At 39.2% G+C, this 15,169-nt stretch carries 13 protein-coding genes and 1 pseudogene; 5 read left to right on the top strand and 9 right to left on the bottom strand.

Annotation, left to right across the window (positions count from 1 at the left end; all coding sequences use genetic code 11):
* Nucleotides 1–17: 17 nt before the first annotated feature.
* From AT689_RS00855 to AT689_RS00880, 6 genes are read right to left on the bottom strand one after another with little or no spacing between them, the layout of a single operon-like run.
* Nucleotides 18–311, bottom strand: a complete 294-nt coding sequence (locus AT689_RS00855; protein ID WP_000381737.1) for a preprotein translocase subunit YajC — start codon at nucleotides 309–311, stop codon at nucleotides 18–20.
* A complete protein-coding gene (locus AT689_RS00860; protein WP_000148027.1) occupies nucleotides 311–1,129 on the bottom strand; it encodes a PTS system mannose/fructose/sorbose family transporter subunit IID in 819 nt (272 codons plus the stop codon). The genes AT689_RS00855 and AT689_RS00860 overlap by 1 nt, the downstream gene beginning before the upstream one ends.
* Nucleotides 1,116–1,895: a PTS mannose/fructose/sorbose/N-acetylgalactosamine transporter subunit IIC gene (locus AT689_RS00865; RefSeq protein WP_000026610.1), complete on the bottom strand. Its 780-nt coding sequence runs from the start codon at nucleotides 1,893–1,895 to the stop codon at nucleotides 1,116–1,118. Before AT689_RS00865 ends, AT689_RS00860 begins: the two co-directional genes overlap by 14 nt.
* Before the next feature lie 14 nt (nucleotides 1,896–1,909).
* The gene (locus AT689_RS00870) at nucleotides 1,910–2,401 is read right to left on the bottom strand and encodes a PTS sugar transporter subunit IIB (RefSeq protein ID WP_000178623.1); all 492 of its coding nucleotides are present in this window, start codon (nucleotides 2,399–2,401) and stop codon (nucleotides 1,910–1,912) included.
* 10 nt (nucleotides 2,402–2,411) lie between these two features.
* Nucleotides 2,412–3,602 (bottom strand): glycoside hydrolase family 88 protein, encoded by a 1,191-nt coding sequence (locus AT689_RS00875; protein WP_000592948.1) that lies wholly within the window; start codon nucleotides 3,600–3,602, stop codon nucleotides 2,412–2,414.
* Between the two features lie 11 nt (nucleotides 3,603–3,613).
* Nucleotides 3,614–4,048 (bottom strand): PTS sugar transporter subunit IIA, encoded by a 435-nt coding sequence (locus tag AT689_RS00880; protein WP_000706828.1) that lies wholly within the window; start codon nucleotides 4,046–4,048, stop codon nucleotides 3,614–3,616.
* 270 nt (nucleotides 4,049–4,318) lie between these two features.
* Between AT689_RS00880 and AT689_RS00885 the strand changes: the two genes are divergently transcribed.
* From AT689_RS00885 to AT689_RS00900, 4 genes are read left to right on the top strand one after another with little or no spacing between them, the layout of a single operon-like run.
* Entirely contained in the window at nucleotides 4,319–5,134 is an 816-nt protein-coding gene (locus tag AT689_RS00885) for a gluconate 5-dehydrogenase (protein ID WP_000185871.1), read from the top strand.
* Between the two features lie 18 nt (nucleotides 5,135–5,152).
* Nucleotides 5,153–5,794: an RpiB/LacA/LacB family sugar-phosphate isomerase gene (locus AT689_RS00890; protein ID WP_000684786.1), complete on the top strand. Its 642-nt coding sequence runs from the start codon at nucleotides 5,153–5,155 to the stop codon at nucleotides 5,792–5,794.
* 30 nt (nucleotides 5,795–5,824) lie between these two features.
* Nucleotides 5,825–6,826 carry a sugar kinase gene (locus AT689_RS00895; protein ID WP_000161482.1) on the top strand — a complete coding sequence of 334 codons (1,002 nt, stop codon included), beginning with the start codon at nucleotides 5,825–5,827 and terminating at the stop codon, nucleotides 6,824–6,826.
* A 9-nt stretch (nucleotides 6,827–6,835) separates the two neighbouring features.
* Nucleotides 6,836–7,465: a bifunctional 4-hydroxy-2-oxoglutarate aldolase/2-dehydro-3-deoxy-phosphogluconate aldolase gene (locus tag AT689_RS00900; RefSeq protein ID WP_000167295.1), complete on the top strand. Its 630-nt coding sequence runs from the start codon at nucleotides 6,836–6,838 to the stop codon at nucleotides 7,463–7,465.
* Nucleotides 7,466–7,852: 387 nt separating this feature from the next.
* On the opposite strand, the pseudogene tnpA reads toward AT689_RS00900, so the two are convergent.
* Both tnpA and AT689_RS00910 read right to left on the bottom strand, forming a co-directional pair.
* Nucleotides 7,853–8,229 (bottom strand): annotated as a pseudogene (tnpA, locus tag AT689_RS00905) (IS200/IS605 family transposase); the annotation flags it as partial.
* Nucleotides 8,230–8,609: 380 nt separating this feature from the next.
* A complete protein-coding gene (locus AT689_RS00910; RefSeq protein WP_001193719.1) occupies nucleotides 8,610–11,813 on the bottom strand; it encodes an LPXTG-anchored hyaluronate lyase in 3,204 nt (1,067 codons plus the stop codon).
* Between the two features lie 222 nt (nucleotides 11,814–12,035).
* Here AT689_RS00910 and AT689_RS00915 point away from each other — a divergent pair, with 222 nt between their 5' ends.
* Complete coding sequence (locus AT689_RS00915; protein ID WP_000203058.1) at nucleotides 12,036–12,512, top strand: glutathione peroxidase; 477 nt, start codon at nucleotides 12,036–12,038, stop codon at nucleotides 12,510–12,512.
* A gap of 221 nt (nucleotides 12,513–12,733) precedes the next feature.
* Here AT689_RS00915 and AT689_RS00920 read toward each other — a convergent pair whose 3' ends face one another.
* The gene (locus AT689_RS00920) at nucleotides 12,734–14,947 is read right to left on the bottom strand and encodes a glycoside hydrolase family 31 protein (protein WP_000688760.1); all 2,214 of its coding nucleotides are present in this window, start codon (nucleotides 14,945–14,947) and stop codon (nucleotides 12,734–12,736) included.
* Between the last annotated feature and the right edge of the window lie 222 nt (nucleotides 14,948–15,169).

The raw sequence follows: 15,169 nt of genomic DNA on the forward strand, positions 1-15,169 counted from the left end.
TATTACCAGAAAAAGAACTACTTAAAAAGCAGTTCTTTTGTCTTTCCCATTACACTTTCCTTTTCTACATAGATGACCACACCTTTTGCAATCTGCAAGGAGACCAAGTCATCTTTGATAGAAATGATTTTTCCATGAATTCCAGACAATAACAACACTTCATCACCAGATGTTAAAGAAGCTAAATACTCTTGTCGTTGCTCCATCTGTTTGCGAAGCAACTTTTGCTGACGAATAGAATGAAAGCTTGACAGTAAAAGGGGACTCACTGCCAAGACAATCACTATTCCATAAAACAATGTTGTATCCATTAAGCTATAATCTTAAGCCAGCTTCCGATAATTCCGATGATAACTGTTAAAATAACGAGTTTATATGTTGTCCATTTCTTTTCTTTGATCAAGTAGTAAACTAAAAGTGTAAATAGGGCTGGTAGAAGAGCTGGAGCAACCTTATCAAGCATTCCCTGAATACTTACGATACTTTGTTTAGCGTCTGCTTTAACTTCCCCTGCAGCAAAGGTGATCGGTACCATAATCTTAACAGATGTCGCTGCCAAACCAGCAATTACGGTTACACCAATAATATTGGCAATACGAGAAATCGTTGCCATCTGCTCGCTTAGTTTATCAATCACAGTCGTTCCTAGTTTGTATCCATACAGACCAGTTGACAATTTAATCGCTGTTAAAATCGTATTCATCGCAAGGAAGAACAAGATTGGACCGACAACCAAGCCTTCTTGAGCAAACGAAGCTGCGATGGTTGAGAACAATGGAGCTAAACAGAATTGAGAGAGAGAATCCCCAATACCTGCTAATGGTCCCATCAAGGCCATCTTGATGCTACGTGTTTCTTTTGTTGGTCGGCCATTTTCCAACATTACAAGGTGCAAGCTGGTAATAAAAGGCAGGAAGTGTGGATTGGTATTATAGAATTCACAGTTTTCTTCCAAGGCTTGGTAGAAACCTTCCTGATCCTCTCCATAGTGTTTTTTCAAAACAGGATACATTACATTGACATATCCCAACCCTTGATAGTTACTATAGTTAAATCCATTTTGTAAAAAGAATGCCCGCAAAGACGTTTTAAGATAATCACGTTTTGTTAATTTGTTAGATCCAGTCATCGTGTGCTTCCTCCTCTACCACATGATCCGCTGTTTTTGGCTTGTTATAAAATTCAATCAAAGCAAAGATAGTACCTACAATTGCAATACCAATTGTTGGGATGTTTAGATAAGCTGCACAAACATATCCCAACAAGACAAAGGGAATCAACTCTTTCTTAGCCATCACTGACAAGATCATCGCAAAACCGATAGCTGGGAGCATTTTACCAGCAACTGTCAAACCTGTAAGCAATACCGGTGGAATGTAGTCTACGAGTTTCAACAAGGTATCCATTGAAAGGGCACCCAAGCAACCCAAGGTAAATCCAATAAAGGCAAACAACCAAATTGTTGCATTTAGAGTGAACTTGAATTTCTTCAAATTATGGTTTTTCAAGTGCTTCATCGCCGTTTCAGGCGCACCAGCACGTACAGTGTAGGCGAAAGTTTGTAAGAATTGAATCGCCACAGCAATCGGAGTAGAGAGGGCAAGAGCCGCTTCTGGACTGACTTTACCAGCACTAGTGATAGCCATCAAGGTACCAAAGATACCAGGTCCGATTGGGTTTGGTGGAACAGTACCTCCAGCACCAACACCGAATCCCATATAAGCCAATTCACCAATAGCTCCCATTGCAAGAGCAGTAGGCAGATCACCTAGAATAATTCCGACACCAAATGACAGAACAATACATCTATTGGTGTAAATTCCTAACAGCATTCCACTAAAACAGAAAGCTGTCCATAATCCAATTAAAATCGCTTGAAATACATTAATCGACATAACGATCTCCTCTTTTAAATATAGTCCATAATGTTGACTTGAACAGCTCCATCATTTCCTGTTGGAGTTGTTTTCGTATTAAATGTTACTTGATGAGTTTGGCTTAATTCCTTGAGGGCTGCCTTGTCCTCTTCACCCAGGAAGATGGAGCGTGTCACTTGCTCTTTACCAGTAGCATTGTGAATGTTCCCAATATTGATTTCTTTGATAGGGACACCACCTTCTACCAAGGTTAAAGCGTCCTTCACATCCTTTACAACGATAAAGATCGTTTGAGCAGGATTAGCCTTGTGAATGATATCAATCACCTTTTGCAAAGGGAAGAAACGCATGGCAACTGAGTCTGGCACAACTGTTTTCATCAGAGTTTGTTGCATCTTGTCTGTGCTTACTTCGTCATTGGCAACAATGACCGTATTACAACCTAGGTATTTTACCCAAAGTTGTCCTTGCCCATGAATCAACCGTTCATCGATACGGGTCATAATAATATTTGGCATTGTCATATTTCTCCTCCTACCAATATAGGTTCCAGTCTTTGTAGAAACGGATAAGGGCTTCTAGGTAATAGTAGTCACCCCAGATATTGCCTTCATCCACTCCTTTACCTGAATGCCATGAGTACACACCGTGGAGGAGACTTGTCCCACCAGGGGTAAATTGATCATTTGCATAATGTTCGATCAAGGAACGAAGCATGGCATGCATAGCATGTTTATAAATATCTTTGTCAGCATCCACCTCTGGAAGATGTTTTAGCATTTCATGAATCCCACAGACGGCGATAGCTGTTGCTGAAGAATCTCGTGATTGATCACTACCATCATTAAAAATCAAATCCCAATAGGACACATGATCTTTTGGCAGACGATTCAAGAAATAATTGGTCACACCCTTAAACAAGTCAAAGCAGGACTCGTCTTTTAAGTGACGATAAGTCAAAGGAATACCATAGACTCCCCATGATTGACCACGTGCCCAGCATGAATCATCACTATACCCTTGTCTCGTTACACCTTTAAAGGGTTGACCTGTCTCAGGATCAAAATAGAAGGTGTGGAAGGACGAAGCGTCATCACGGATTACATTATTAGCTGAAGCATAGAAATGACTTTCTGCAATATCGTAGTATTTTTGATCGCCTGTTTCTTGATAAGCAAAGAATAAGAGTTGGATATTGAGCAAGCAGTCGATAATCAAACGGTAATGCTCTTTCTTGCCCAAGTCTCCCCAAGCTTGAATAAAACCACCTTTTTCTTGATAGCGTTCAATCAACTTATCTGCAGCTTTCAAGGTTGCTTCTCTAGCCTCTCCATCTCCATTTATCTTATATTCAGCCATACAAGACGGTGTGTACAAGAAGCCGAGATCATGGTGATCCAATTCTACTCTCTTATTGACACGATCCAGGAAAGAAAGAACATTTTTATGAGCGATGTTTTTAAATGCATCCTGTTGACTGTATTCATAAGCCAACCACAGTTCTCCTGTCCAGAAACCATTGGTCCATTCCGTGTTATCCATGATTGGATAGACATTATCAAAGGTAGCTGGCGTAGGGAAATCTTCCTTGAAATAGTCAAGGTTGAGTTCTAACTGCCGAATAACCTTATCGATTGCCTGGCCGACTTCTTCTTTCGTCAGAAGTGGTACTTCTAAGAAGCGCTCAGGCGATTTTATTTTTTCAATCGTAACCTTTTTTATCATTCTTTTACCCTTTAAATACCCGATTCGAAATCTTCTTCCTCTTCCTCTGCATCCGTTGAAAACAATTCTTTACCATTTACGACTCCGCCCTGGGCCGCCACTACTGATTTATTAACAACCTCATCAAAGCTATGAGTCATTCTAGCAAAGACTGCTTCCATTAACATGGCTAAGTTCAAACCCGAGAGAACATTCATTGTTTTGGCTGGATTTTCTCCCATTATGGTAGAAGAAACCTTGAATGGCGATCCTCCCAAGAGATCACTTAGGATTAAAACTTCTTCTTCATTTGAAATTGCAAGTAAGATTTTTTGCTTGAGTTCATCTGCTGACATTCCTTCCACAAAGTCAATCGCCTCCACATTTTCTTGATTGCCTGCAATCAATTGTAAAGAACTATAAATCCCTGTAGCAAAATGTCCATGCCCTACAAGTACAATTTTCATCTTTTCTCCTTTCTTGTTTAGGTTTACCGGTTTACTTTATATTCCCCATTGTAATCCTTTATTTTTATCTTGTCAATAGTTTTTTTAAAAAAATATTAGCGCTTTCATTATCTTTTTAATCATTCTAATAGACAGAAATTTCAAAATATTCCATTTTTAAGGAAAATAAATCTTTTTATAAATAAAAATATTTATTTATTGACAAAACCGGTTTACTAGAATATAATTTGGTTATAGAGAAGTCTTAACAAATTTGAAAGGAAGTATCAAATGACAAATACATCATTCTCAATTGAGCAGTTTTCTTTAAAAGGAAAAATTGCTCTCATCACCGGCGCTTCTTATGGAATTGGATTTGCTATTGCCAAATCCTACGCTGAAGCCGGCGCTACTATTGTCTTTAACGATATCAATCAAGATCTGGTCAATAAAGGGATTGAAGCTTATCGTGAAGTTGGCATCGAAGCCCATGGATATGTCTGTGACGTGACAGACGAGGACGGTATCCAAGCCATGGTCAAGCAAATCGAACAAGAGGTTGGTGTCATTGACATCCTCGTTAATAACGCTGGTATTATCCGCCGAGTTCCAATGTGCGAAATGAGCGCCGCTGATTTCCGTAAGGTCATCGATATTGACTTAAACGCACCATTTATCGTTTCAAAGGCAGTTATTCCTTCTATGATAAAGAAAGGGCATGGAAAGATTATCAATATTTGTTCGATGATGAGCGAACTGGGACGTGAAACAGTTAGCGCTTATGCTGCTGCTAAAGGGGGCTTGAAAATGTTGACCCGCAACATTGCGTCTGAATACGGTGAAGCCAATATCCAATGTAACGGAATTGGACCGGGTTATATTGCCACTCCTCAAACAGCACCTCTTCGTGAGTTGCAAGAAGATGGTTCTCGCCACCCATTTGACCAGTTCATCATTGCAAAAACACCTGCTGCACGTTGGGGAAATCCTGAAGATTTGATGGGCCCTGCTGTCTTTCTCGCTAGTGATGCCAGCAATTTTGTCAATGGCCACATCCTATATGTAGATGGCGGTATCTTAGCCTACATCGGAAAACAACCTGAGTAAAAATAGAAAGAAGATCTTATGAAAATCGCATTAATCAATGAAAATAGTCAAGCTAGCAAGAATCACATTATTTACGATAGTCTAAAAGAAGCGACAGATAAAAAAGGCTACCAATTATTTAACTATGGTATGCGTGGAGAAGAAGGAGAAAGTCAATTAACTTATGTGCAGAACGGACTAATGGCTGCCATCCTTTTAAATACAAAGGCAGTTGACTTTGTTGTTACCGGCTGTGGTACGGGTGTAGGGGCTATGCTTGCTTTAAACAGCTTCCCTGGTGTTGTCTGTGGTCTAGCAGTGGACCCAACTGACGCTTACCTTTATTCTCAAATCAATGGTGGTAACGCCTTGTCTATCCCTTATGCCAAAGGATTTGGCTGGGGGGCAGAACTGACCCTCAAATTGATGTTTGAACGCTTATTTGCTGAAGAAATGGGCGGTGGCTACCCAAGAGAACGTGTAATCCCTGAACAACGCAACGCTCGTATCTTAAACGAGGTGAAACAAATCACCCACAATGATTTGATGACCATCCTTAAAACAATCGACCAAGACTTCCTCAAAGACACCATCTCTGGCAAATACTTCCAAGAATACTTCTTTGAAAACTGCCAAGATGATGAAGTCGCTGCTTATTTGAAAGAAGTATTAGCCAAGTAAAGCTATTCTAAACCAGAAAGGAACTAATGGATGACGAAAATATTACTGTTTGGCGAACCATTAATTCGAATCTCACCATTAGATGCCACCAGTATCGGCGATCATGTTGCCAGTTCGACTTATTTTGGCGGATCAGAAATTAACATCGCTTGTAATTTGCAAGCCCTGGGTATCTCAACGAAAGTCTTTACCGCACTCCCTGCCAACGAGATTGGAGATCGTTTTCTCACATTCTTGAAACAGCACCAAATCGATACCAGTTCAATCTGTCGGCTTGGCGATCGAATCGGCCTCTACTATTTGGAGAACGGCTTTGGTTGTCGTCAAAGTGAAGTTTTCTACGATCGTAAGCATACGAGTATCAGCCAGATTCGGCCAAACATGCTAGATATGGATTCTCTCTTTCAGGGGATTAGCCATTTTCATTTTAGTGGAATCACCATAGCTATCGGTCAAGAGGTCCGTGCGATCCTTCTCCTACTCTTGGAAGAAGCCAAGCGCCGAGGAATTGTCGTTTCAATGGATCTCAATCTGAGAACAAAGATGATTTCAGTCCTAGAAGCCAAGTATGAATTTTCTAAGTTTGCACGTTTTACTGACTATTGCTTCGGTATTGATCCTCTCATGATTGATGACCAAAATCTAGAGATGTTCCCAAGAGACAGTGCTAGCCTAGAAGAGGTGGAAAATCGCATGCGACTTTTAAAAGAAGCCTATGGTTTCAAGGCCATTTTCCATACCCTCCGATCTAGTGATGAGCAAGACAAAAATGTCTATCAAGCCTATGCTCTGGAAGAACGATTTGAAGAGTCTGTCCAACTAAAAACTGCAGTCTATCAACGAATTGGTAGCGGGGATGCCTTTATATCTGGTGCCCTTTACCAACTACTCCATCTTTCCTCCCTAAAAACTACCATTGACTTTGCAGTTGCGAGCGCAACTCTCAAATGCACTCTTCCAGGAGACCATCTCTCCACTTCCTCAACTAGTATTGAAAATTTACTGGCAAATGCACAAGATATCATTCGTTAGGAGAATTACATGACCAAATCAGATACGATTATTGAACTAAAAAAACAGAAAATTGTCGCTGTCATTCGAGGAAATACAAAGGAAGAAGGACTACAAGCCTCGATTGCTTGTATCAAGGGCGGTATCAAAGCTATTGAAATCGCCTATACCAATCAGTATGCAGGACAAATCATCAAGGAACTTGTAGACTTGTATCAGGACGATCAGAGTGTTTGTATCGGTGCAGGTACTGTGCTTGATGCCGTAACTGCTAGAGATGCCATTCTAGCTGGAGCAAATTACGTTGTTTCTCCATCTTTCCATGCTGAAACTGCGAAAATGTGCAATCTCTACAGCACACCGTACATTCCAGGCTGTATTACCCTCACAGAGATCACGACTGCACTTGAAGCCGGTAGTGAAATCATCAAACTCTTCCCAGGTAGTACTCTCAGTCCAGCATATATCTCTGCAGTTAAGGCACCGATCCCACAAGTTTCCGTAATGGTAACCGGAGGAGTCGGCCTAAACAACATCCCTCAATGGTTCGCTGCTGGTGCAGATGCCGTTGGAATTGGTGGCGAACTCAATAAACTCGCTTCCCAAGGCAACTTTGACCGCATCAGCGAGATTGCCCAACAGTATGTTACACTCAGATAAAATCATAACCACCCGTCAAACGGGTGGTTTATCTCAGAGCTATAAGCCCAAATCATCAGCCAAGCGCCTAAAGACGCTGGCTTTCACGTTGTTCAAGCCTTATTGCTCTTGACTCGTCACTTGCCTCTTTAAGAGACTTTGGTATTACTTACCACTATCCCTAAAGGGATCCTCATATTCTTTTACACTCAATTTATCTAGTGCTATAGTAGATTGAAACTGGAATAGTACACATCTACTTCTAAAACATTGTTAAAAATCGATTTGACTGTCCTGATCGATTTGTTCTGTTCTTATTTCATTTTACTATATATCATGCTTTACTCGTTCTCAAATTTTCATACTCGTGAAGAAATCATCCACTGGATAATTTCTTTAATCTTGACTATATTTCTTAATTGTGGCTTTATTAAGCCCTACTGTACTTACATAATAACCTTCCGCCCAGAAATGCCGATTCCCAAACTTGTACTTGAGATTGGCGTGTTTGTCAAACATCATGAGTGCACTTTTGCCTTTTAAATAACCCATAAAACTTGAAACACTTAGCCTTAGTGGAATACTGACTAACATGTGTACATGGTCTGGCATTAAGTGACCCTCGATCATTTCAACACCTTTATAACTACACAAGCGATGAAATATTTCGCCTAAACTACTTCTATATTGATTATAGATGACTTTTCGTCTATACTTAGGGGTGAACACAATATGATAGAACACATCCACTTTGTGTATGATAAACTATGAGTCTTTTGTGCCATATTTTTTCTCCTTTCGCTTTACAATTGGATTGAACACCTTTATTGTATCGCGTTTGGAGTTTTTTTGGTATAATCTTCGACGCGCACCCGCATAGCGGGTGGTTGTTTTGTCTCGCACCTCACGGAGCGAGACGGACTAATATAGTGGAGCGAAATAGGATACGAACAAATTGATTAGGAAAATCAAATGAATTTATAGAAATCTTTTAGCAGTTATGACGTCCTATTCTAGTTTCAAAACGCTATAGTCACATAATGAAGTAAAAAAGGATAAGTATCAACTTATCCCTTTTTAAAAGAAAAATCCGAAGATATTTAGCCTTCTTCGGATTTTTTCTATTTTCCACAGTTTCATGTAATTCATCTAGATGATGAACAAATTAGTTGTTCTTTCCTCTACGGAATAAATAAAACGCCCCAAGTAGCAAGAACCCTAGACTTGCCAAGATTGACTGACCTTCTCCTGTCTGAGGGAGATTCTTTTGATCCGAATGGTTCTTTTCCTCTTCAGATTTTTCCTTTTCTTTTGAATTCTGTACTTGTGGCTGAGCTGCTTGCTCTAGCTTTTTAAAGACTTCCTGATCTGGAGCTGATTCCTGAGTTTCAGGATTATAGTAGGCAATCTTATATTCATCCCCTTCTTTTCGAATAGTATAGACTCCACGTTTCAAAACTTGGAATTGGTTGGAAATAGTAGAGACAGAATCATCATATTTCACAATGCCCCAAACTCCTTGTTTAGCATCATAAACAGACTGAAGGGTTTCGTTATTTTCGATGAGGCTACTTTCTAACTCTTTTATCATTTGATTGAAGGTGGCACGATCCACGTTAGGAATGAGCATATAGCCATAAGAATCTCCATTTTGCTTATGAGCCTGACTAATCGTAAGAAATTCATTTTCAACTTCCTTGTCTGACTGTCCTTCATTGATATCCTTCCAGGCTCCCTTTTGCAAAGCCTTACTCATACTGATTGAACTCTTCTTAAAGAAAAAGTAACCAATATTCTTTTTCGAATCGGACGATTCTAAAAAGACACTTTGGGTTTCAGGATAATCCTTTTCTTGTTCTGTAAGGGAGGCTTCTTTATCATTGACATAGACTTTATATGGATTACTTGATTCCAGTTTTCTCTGGTCAATTGTAGTTGCAGCAGTATCTGTTGAAGTGTTTTGGATATTGCTTCCTAAAAAGGCGATCTTATCCTTCAGCATAAACCAGCTCTTATGAGCAGTCAATGTTTGATTCCAGTTGGTGAAATCCATGGTTGCTGTCGCATTGGCATCATCTAGTTTGACCGTTCCAACGAAAGCAGACGGTAGAACTTTACCTGTATCGCTATCCGCTCTCTTAGCATCCGTCTCTGTTGTACCAGGCATCTTATATGGATTGACTGTTGGCCAGTAGCCATCGCTATAGTGACTCAAATCGCCATTGTAAAGATAGAACATCCCATCACTCGTATACCAACCACGTTTATTTTCCTTGTTCATGTGTTCGTAATTCAAGGTACGACTGGAAAAGAGTGACAAGCCAAATCCAAACCCTTTCTCTGCATTGTACATGGCTGTTTTATCCATCTTGTTAAAGGCAGATAGGTAACTTGGTCTTGGAACACTTGCGACTCCTGCATCACTTAACAAGGATTGCATTAAACTGATATCCTTATAAGTCTTCAAATTCTTAAAGACATCATAATAACTATCCGATTGAACAATGGTCTTCACAAGACTCTGCAAACGTTGTTTGGTTTCTCCTTCAGACATATCCGCTATTCGGTGAATCCCTCTTAGTACTTCTACTGCGGCCACGTGCCCCTCGCTATTTGCACGACTGATCGAGCGTCCACGACTCATATCCATCAGCTCTCCATTCACCAGCAAAGGAGCAAACGATTTATCAATCCAGTGGTACATGGTTTGCATTTTATCTTTATCGATTGGACTCTTGGTCTTTTGAATGACTGGCAACAGTTGAGACAGGCCATCAATCAAAACATTCCCATAAGCACCCGTATAGGCAACATTGGTGTGGTCGATATAGGATCCATCTTGATAAAAACCTTCACCTTGGTCTACCAACTTGAACACTTGCTCAATCGAGCGAATGGTAGAAGAAATTTCTTGATCATCCTTACGCAGTAAACCAGCTATTACTTTTACTCTTCCCATATCAACTAAGTTTCCACCTAGAGCCTTAAATGGGTTATCAGTCGTCTTTCGGAAATGTTCGGGATCTGGTACAAATTTTTCAATCACATCTGTATATTTTTTAATTTCCTCATCAGAGAAGTATTCTTTCATCAGAGACAAGGTATTGTTGATGGCACGAGGTGTACCGATTTCATAATCCCACCAGTTCCCAACAATGCTCTTTTCACTATTGTAGACATGTTTATGCATCCATTCCATGGAATCCCTGACTGTTCGAACGACAGTTTCATCTTGATAATAACGAGAAGAAGGATTGGTCACTTGCTTGGCCATCTCCTCCAATTTCCGATAAGTGGCAGTCAGATTTGCAGACGTTTTATAATTTGAAAATTTTTCCCACAAATAGATGCGGTCCGCCTGACTTGAAATACTGGATAGGCTATCAGCTACCTTTCCTTCCAATTCCTGGTTTAATTTGGCCATCTGTTCATTTTTAGAATCATAGTATTGATTCCCAGCGATGATGCCATTCCAGTCATCCAAACGGTCTGTGTATGCATCCTTAACAGAGGCTAGAATCTTCAAAGGAATCTTTTTCACTTCCTTGCCATCTTTACTGACAATGACATTGGTTGTCCCTTCCTTAAGAGGTTCTAAAATTCCATTTTTGACTGAAGCAACGTCAGGATTTTCTACCTTATAAGTATAGTCCGCAAGAGAAAAAACATGTTTTTTTCCAATTGGTAAATCAATCTTTTCCTCAAGCTGTTTATCTGTTTGAGAATCCTCAGAAGGCTGGTCTGCTACCTCTACCAGCTCAATATCCTTAAAGGAAACAGTCCCAGTTCCTGTTTCATAGAATAACTCCAGCTTGATTTTATCAACATCTAAAGTCGGGCTATAGTCTGCTTCAATGGTCTGCCAGTCCTTTGTTCCTGACGTCGTTGCAGAATTCCACAATCGCTTGTCCTTACCACTTTCCTCAATGATACGAACTTTGGCAATCCCGACTTTATTATCTGTTTTAATCTTGAAACGCAGTTTATACTTTTTCTTAGCTTCAATAGGAACCATACGGTGAACCGCTGCCCTTAATTTCTCAGGGCTTGAGATAGTGATAGCCCCATCCTTAGCCTCAATGACTCGAGTTGAGGCATCTGCAGAACTATTCTTCTGGTCTACCCAAGCTGACCACCCCTGAGCTTTGCTTCCTGTCCACGGACTGCTTCCGTCCTCCGTCTGACCAAAATCACCATTTTCAACTAAATTTTTTGTATCCCTTTGCTGATACTGAACTTCCTTCTGGCTTTGCTGAATGGTATTCGTAGTCGTTTCTTCCGCTCCAACTGTCATATAATGGTTTAATAAAAATCCTGATAAAACAAGTGAAGACAAACTCACAATGAGCTTCTTTGTTTTTGTTTGCATGTATACACTCCAATAAACATATTGTAAAATCAATAGGAACTAAATCTCAAATTAGAGATTTATAGCAACAAAGTAAACCGGTTTAATTAAATCATACCATTTTTAAAGTTATTTGTAAACGGTTTCTATCATATTGAGGGCTTATTCTTCAACAATATCTTCCATCCGACTCGACGAAAAAAGTAAAAACTGTTACAATGTAGAAAAAGAAAAGAGGCCCTCATGACTTCACTTTATGATTTTTCCGTTTTGAACCAAAACAACCAAGCAACTCCCTTGGATAGCTATCGTGGCAAAGTTCTCTTGATTGTCAACACTGCTACTGGATGTGGTTTAACGCCCCAGTACCAGGGACTTCAAGAACTCTATGAACGCTATCAAGATCAGGGCTTCGAAATATTGGATTTCCCTTGCAATCAGTTTATGGGACAAGCACCCGGCAGCGCAGAGGAAATCAACGCCTTCTGTAGCCTACATTTTCAAACCACCTTCCCACGTTTTGCCAAGATTAAGGTCAACGGTAAGGAAGCAGACCCTCTCTATGTCTGGTTAAAAGACCATAAATCTGGCCCACTAGGAAAACGAATCGAATGGAATTTCGCTAAGTTTCTCATTAGTCGTGATGGGCAAGTCTTTGAACGCTTTTCTTCAAAAACAGACCCAAAACAAATTGAAGAGGCGATACAAACTCTACTATAATTCACAATCTCACTATGATTAGGTTTCCTTTAACCTGATGAATAGTGAGATTTTTTGATTGGCTTTGACTTAAATAGAAAAACACCCCATGATATGAAACATGAAGTGTTGTAAAGTCTATGTTGTAGGTGCTTATTTCACATTTTCAATGTGACCAGTGATAACGAATACCATACAGAATCTTCATATACACTAAACAAATGACTTTCTAATTATATCAATTAGTTTTGGCTAGTAAATATCATTTCCAACAAACGCCCTCTCAATTCCTTATCCTGATGATGCAAGATATTCATTAAGTCATGAGAGTTTTTCGCATTGATGAATTGATTTAACAATCTATCTTTTAATTCATATGGAAGAGAAGCTGTCTTTAGTAGTCTAAAAACTTCGTCATTTAAAGATGTCCTTTTATTATCTTTCCATTCAAATTTAGCTGTATCATTCTTATTTGGCAATTCAATTATAGACACATTCGTTCCTTTAAAATGAATTCTATGTTTTCTATTGCTTGGAACGATACTAGAATCTCCTTGTAATGCTAACTCTACCATTCCCATTTCCCAATCGATTGATAATCTTGTTTTATATCTTTGACCATTTTGATCTTCAAGCATTTCAAAAGAATGTTGTTTCCCTGGGAATACATACCAATCTACAACCTCAGGTAAATCAACACCCATACCTATCTCAGAACCAACCAAGGGAATGATTGCACCACTTTTTGCAAACACAGGCGTAGTCGAGATGTCCCTATAAACACTTAACTTCACACCACCTGTGTATTTTTTCTCTGAAAAGAAGTCATACCATTCACCTTCAGGGAACCATACATCTACTTTTGCAGATTGGAATGTCAAATCCATCTTTTCTACAATGGGAGCCACCATCAGTTCTGTTCCAAAAAAGTATTGGTTTGGAACATTATAGCTCTCATCATTCTCTGGATAGAAATAATAGATTGGACTGATTAATGGGGCACCTTCCTCATGTGTCTTTACATTCATGGTATATAGATAGGGAATCATCTGATGTCTCAAACGAAGGTATTTCTTCATAATCTTAGATGTTGTTTCTGAAAAGAACCAAGGTTCTTTACTATTAAAAGGACTTCTAGAACTATGTAATCGAGTAATCGGACTAAAAACACCAAACTGTAGCCATCTAGTTTGTAGCTCTTCGTCATAATCCCCCAACATATGTCCACCGATATCATGACTCCACCAACTATAACCGATATTAGATGCTGTCGCTGTAAAATAGGGTTGAAACCTTAAGGAATTCCAACTAATAATAGTATCCCCTGAAAAACCAACAGGGTAGCGGTGACTACCAGGACCTGCATATCTTGATAAAATCAAACCACCTTCTGCATTTTTACAACTATCCTGATAGTGATAATGGTTTAAAAGCCAAAGTGGATCTAGCATACCTTGTGTCCCTTGTTGCCAGTCAATCCACCAAAAATCTACTCCCTGCTTTTCTAGCTCATAATGAACATCTTTAAAGTAGGCTTCCCTAAAAGAGGGATTAAAAAAATCAAAAATAGCAGGTTCTTCTAGTTCTACATTTAACCCCAACCGTTTTGCGATTTGAGGATAAGCTTCTTCATAAGCCCGTATCCCATCAGCAGGATGGACATTTAAGGAGAGTTTTAACTTTCTATCATGAAGTTGTTGCAATAACTGTTCTGGATTTGGTATTAAGCTTCTATTCCAACTATATCCTGTCCAGCCACTTCCAAAACGAGCTGGAATGTCAGTTGTATGCCAATCCATATCTAACACACCGATAGATAATGGAATTTTCTCTGTTTCAAATCTGTCTATTAAATCCAAGTATTCATCCGACGTATAAGGCCAATATCTACTCCACCAATTGCCTAAAGCATATCTTGGCAACAAGGGTGTTGAACCAGTCAAATGGTAAAAGTCTCTGATTGCTCCTCTATAATCATGCCCATAGGCAAAGAAATACAGGTCAATTTGATTTTCTCTCTCAATATAACCAGATTGTTCATCCCAAATAAATCCTTGAGAATCATCCAATAAGGCTATACCATTTCGGCTAATAATTCCATCTTCTAACGAGATTGCTCCATCTGCCTTATCCAGAGTCCGAGCTGTTCCTTTTAACGTTTCAATAGATTCACCAAAATACCAGCGACTACCATATACGGCAAAATTTCCTTTTAATTCTATAAATAAATTTTCGGCGTTAAATTCTCCTTTATTAAAGTGCAGATGAAAATAGTCCGTCATAATATCTAGTACATTTGATGTCTCGATATAATCTAACGAAACTTGGCCAAAATCTCTATTATAGATAAGTTGTGTCGTTCTATCCTCAAAATTTCCAGTTCGAGAGTATTCTAACCTTACTAGCTTGTCTGTTAATACAGAGATTCGATAAAACTCTCCCTTAAAAATTTTCAATTTGTTTTCCTCCTTTTATGGTAGCATAAAAACAGAACGCACCATTTTTGATGCGTTTTTCATTATTCTGAATGCAATGTTCTATCTGTTATATCTATGACAAATAATAGTCAATTGAAAAAATGTAGTGGACAAAATATCTTTTAACAAACCAAGAATTTATTAAAGAGTTATCACTTTTCAACTTTTCTAAGCTTATGCAGTTGTGAAACAAACTACTTT

Source organism: Streptococcus pneumoniae, assembly GCF_001457635.1.
Taxonomy (GTDB): Bacteria; Bacillota; Bacilli; order Lactobacillales; family Streptococcaceae; genus Streptococcus; species Streptococcus pneumoniae.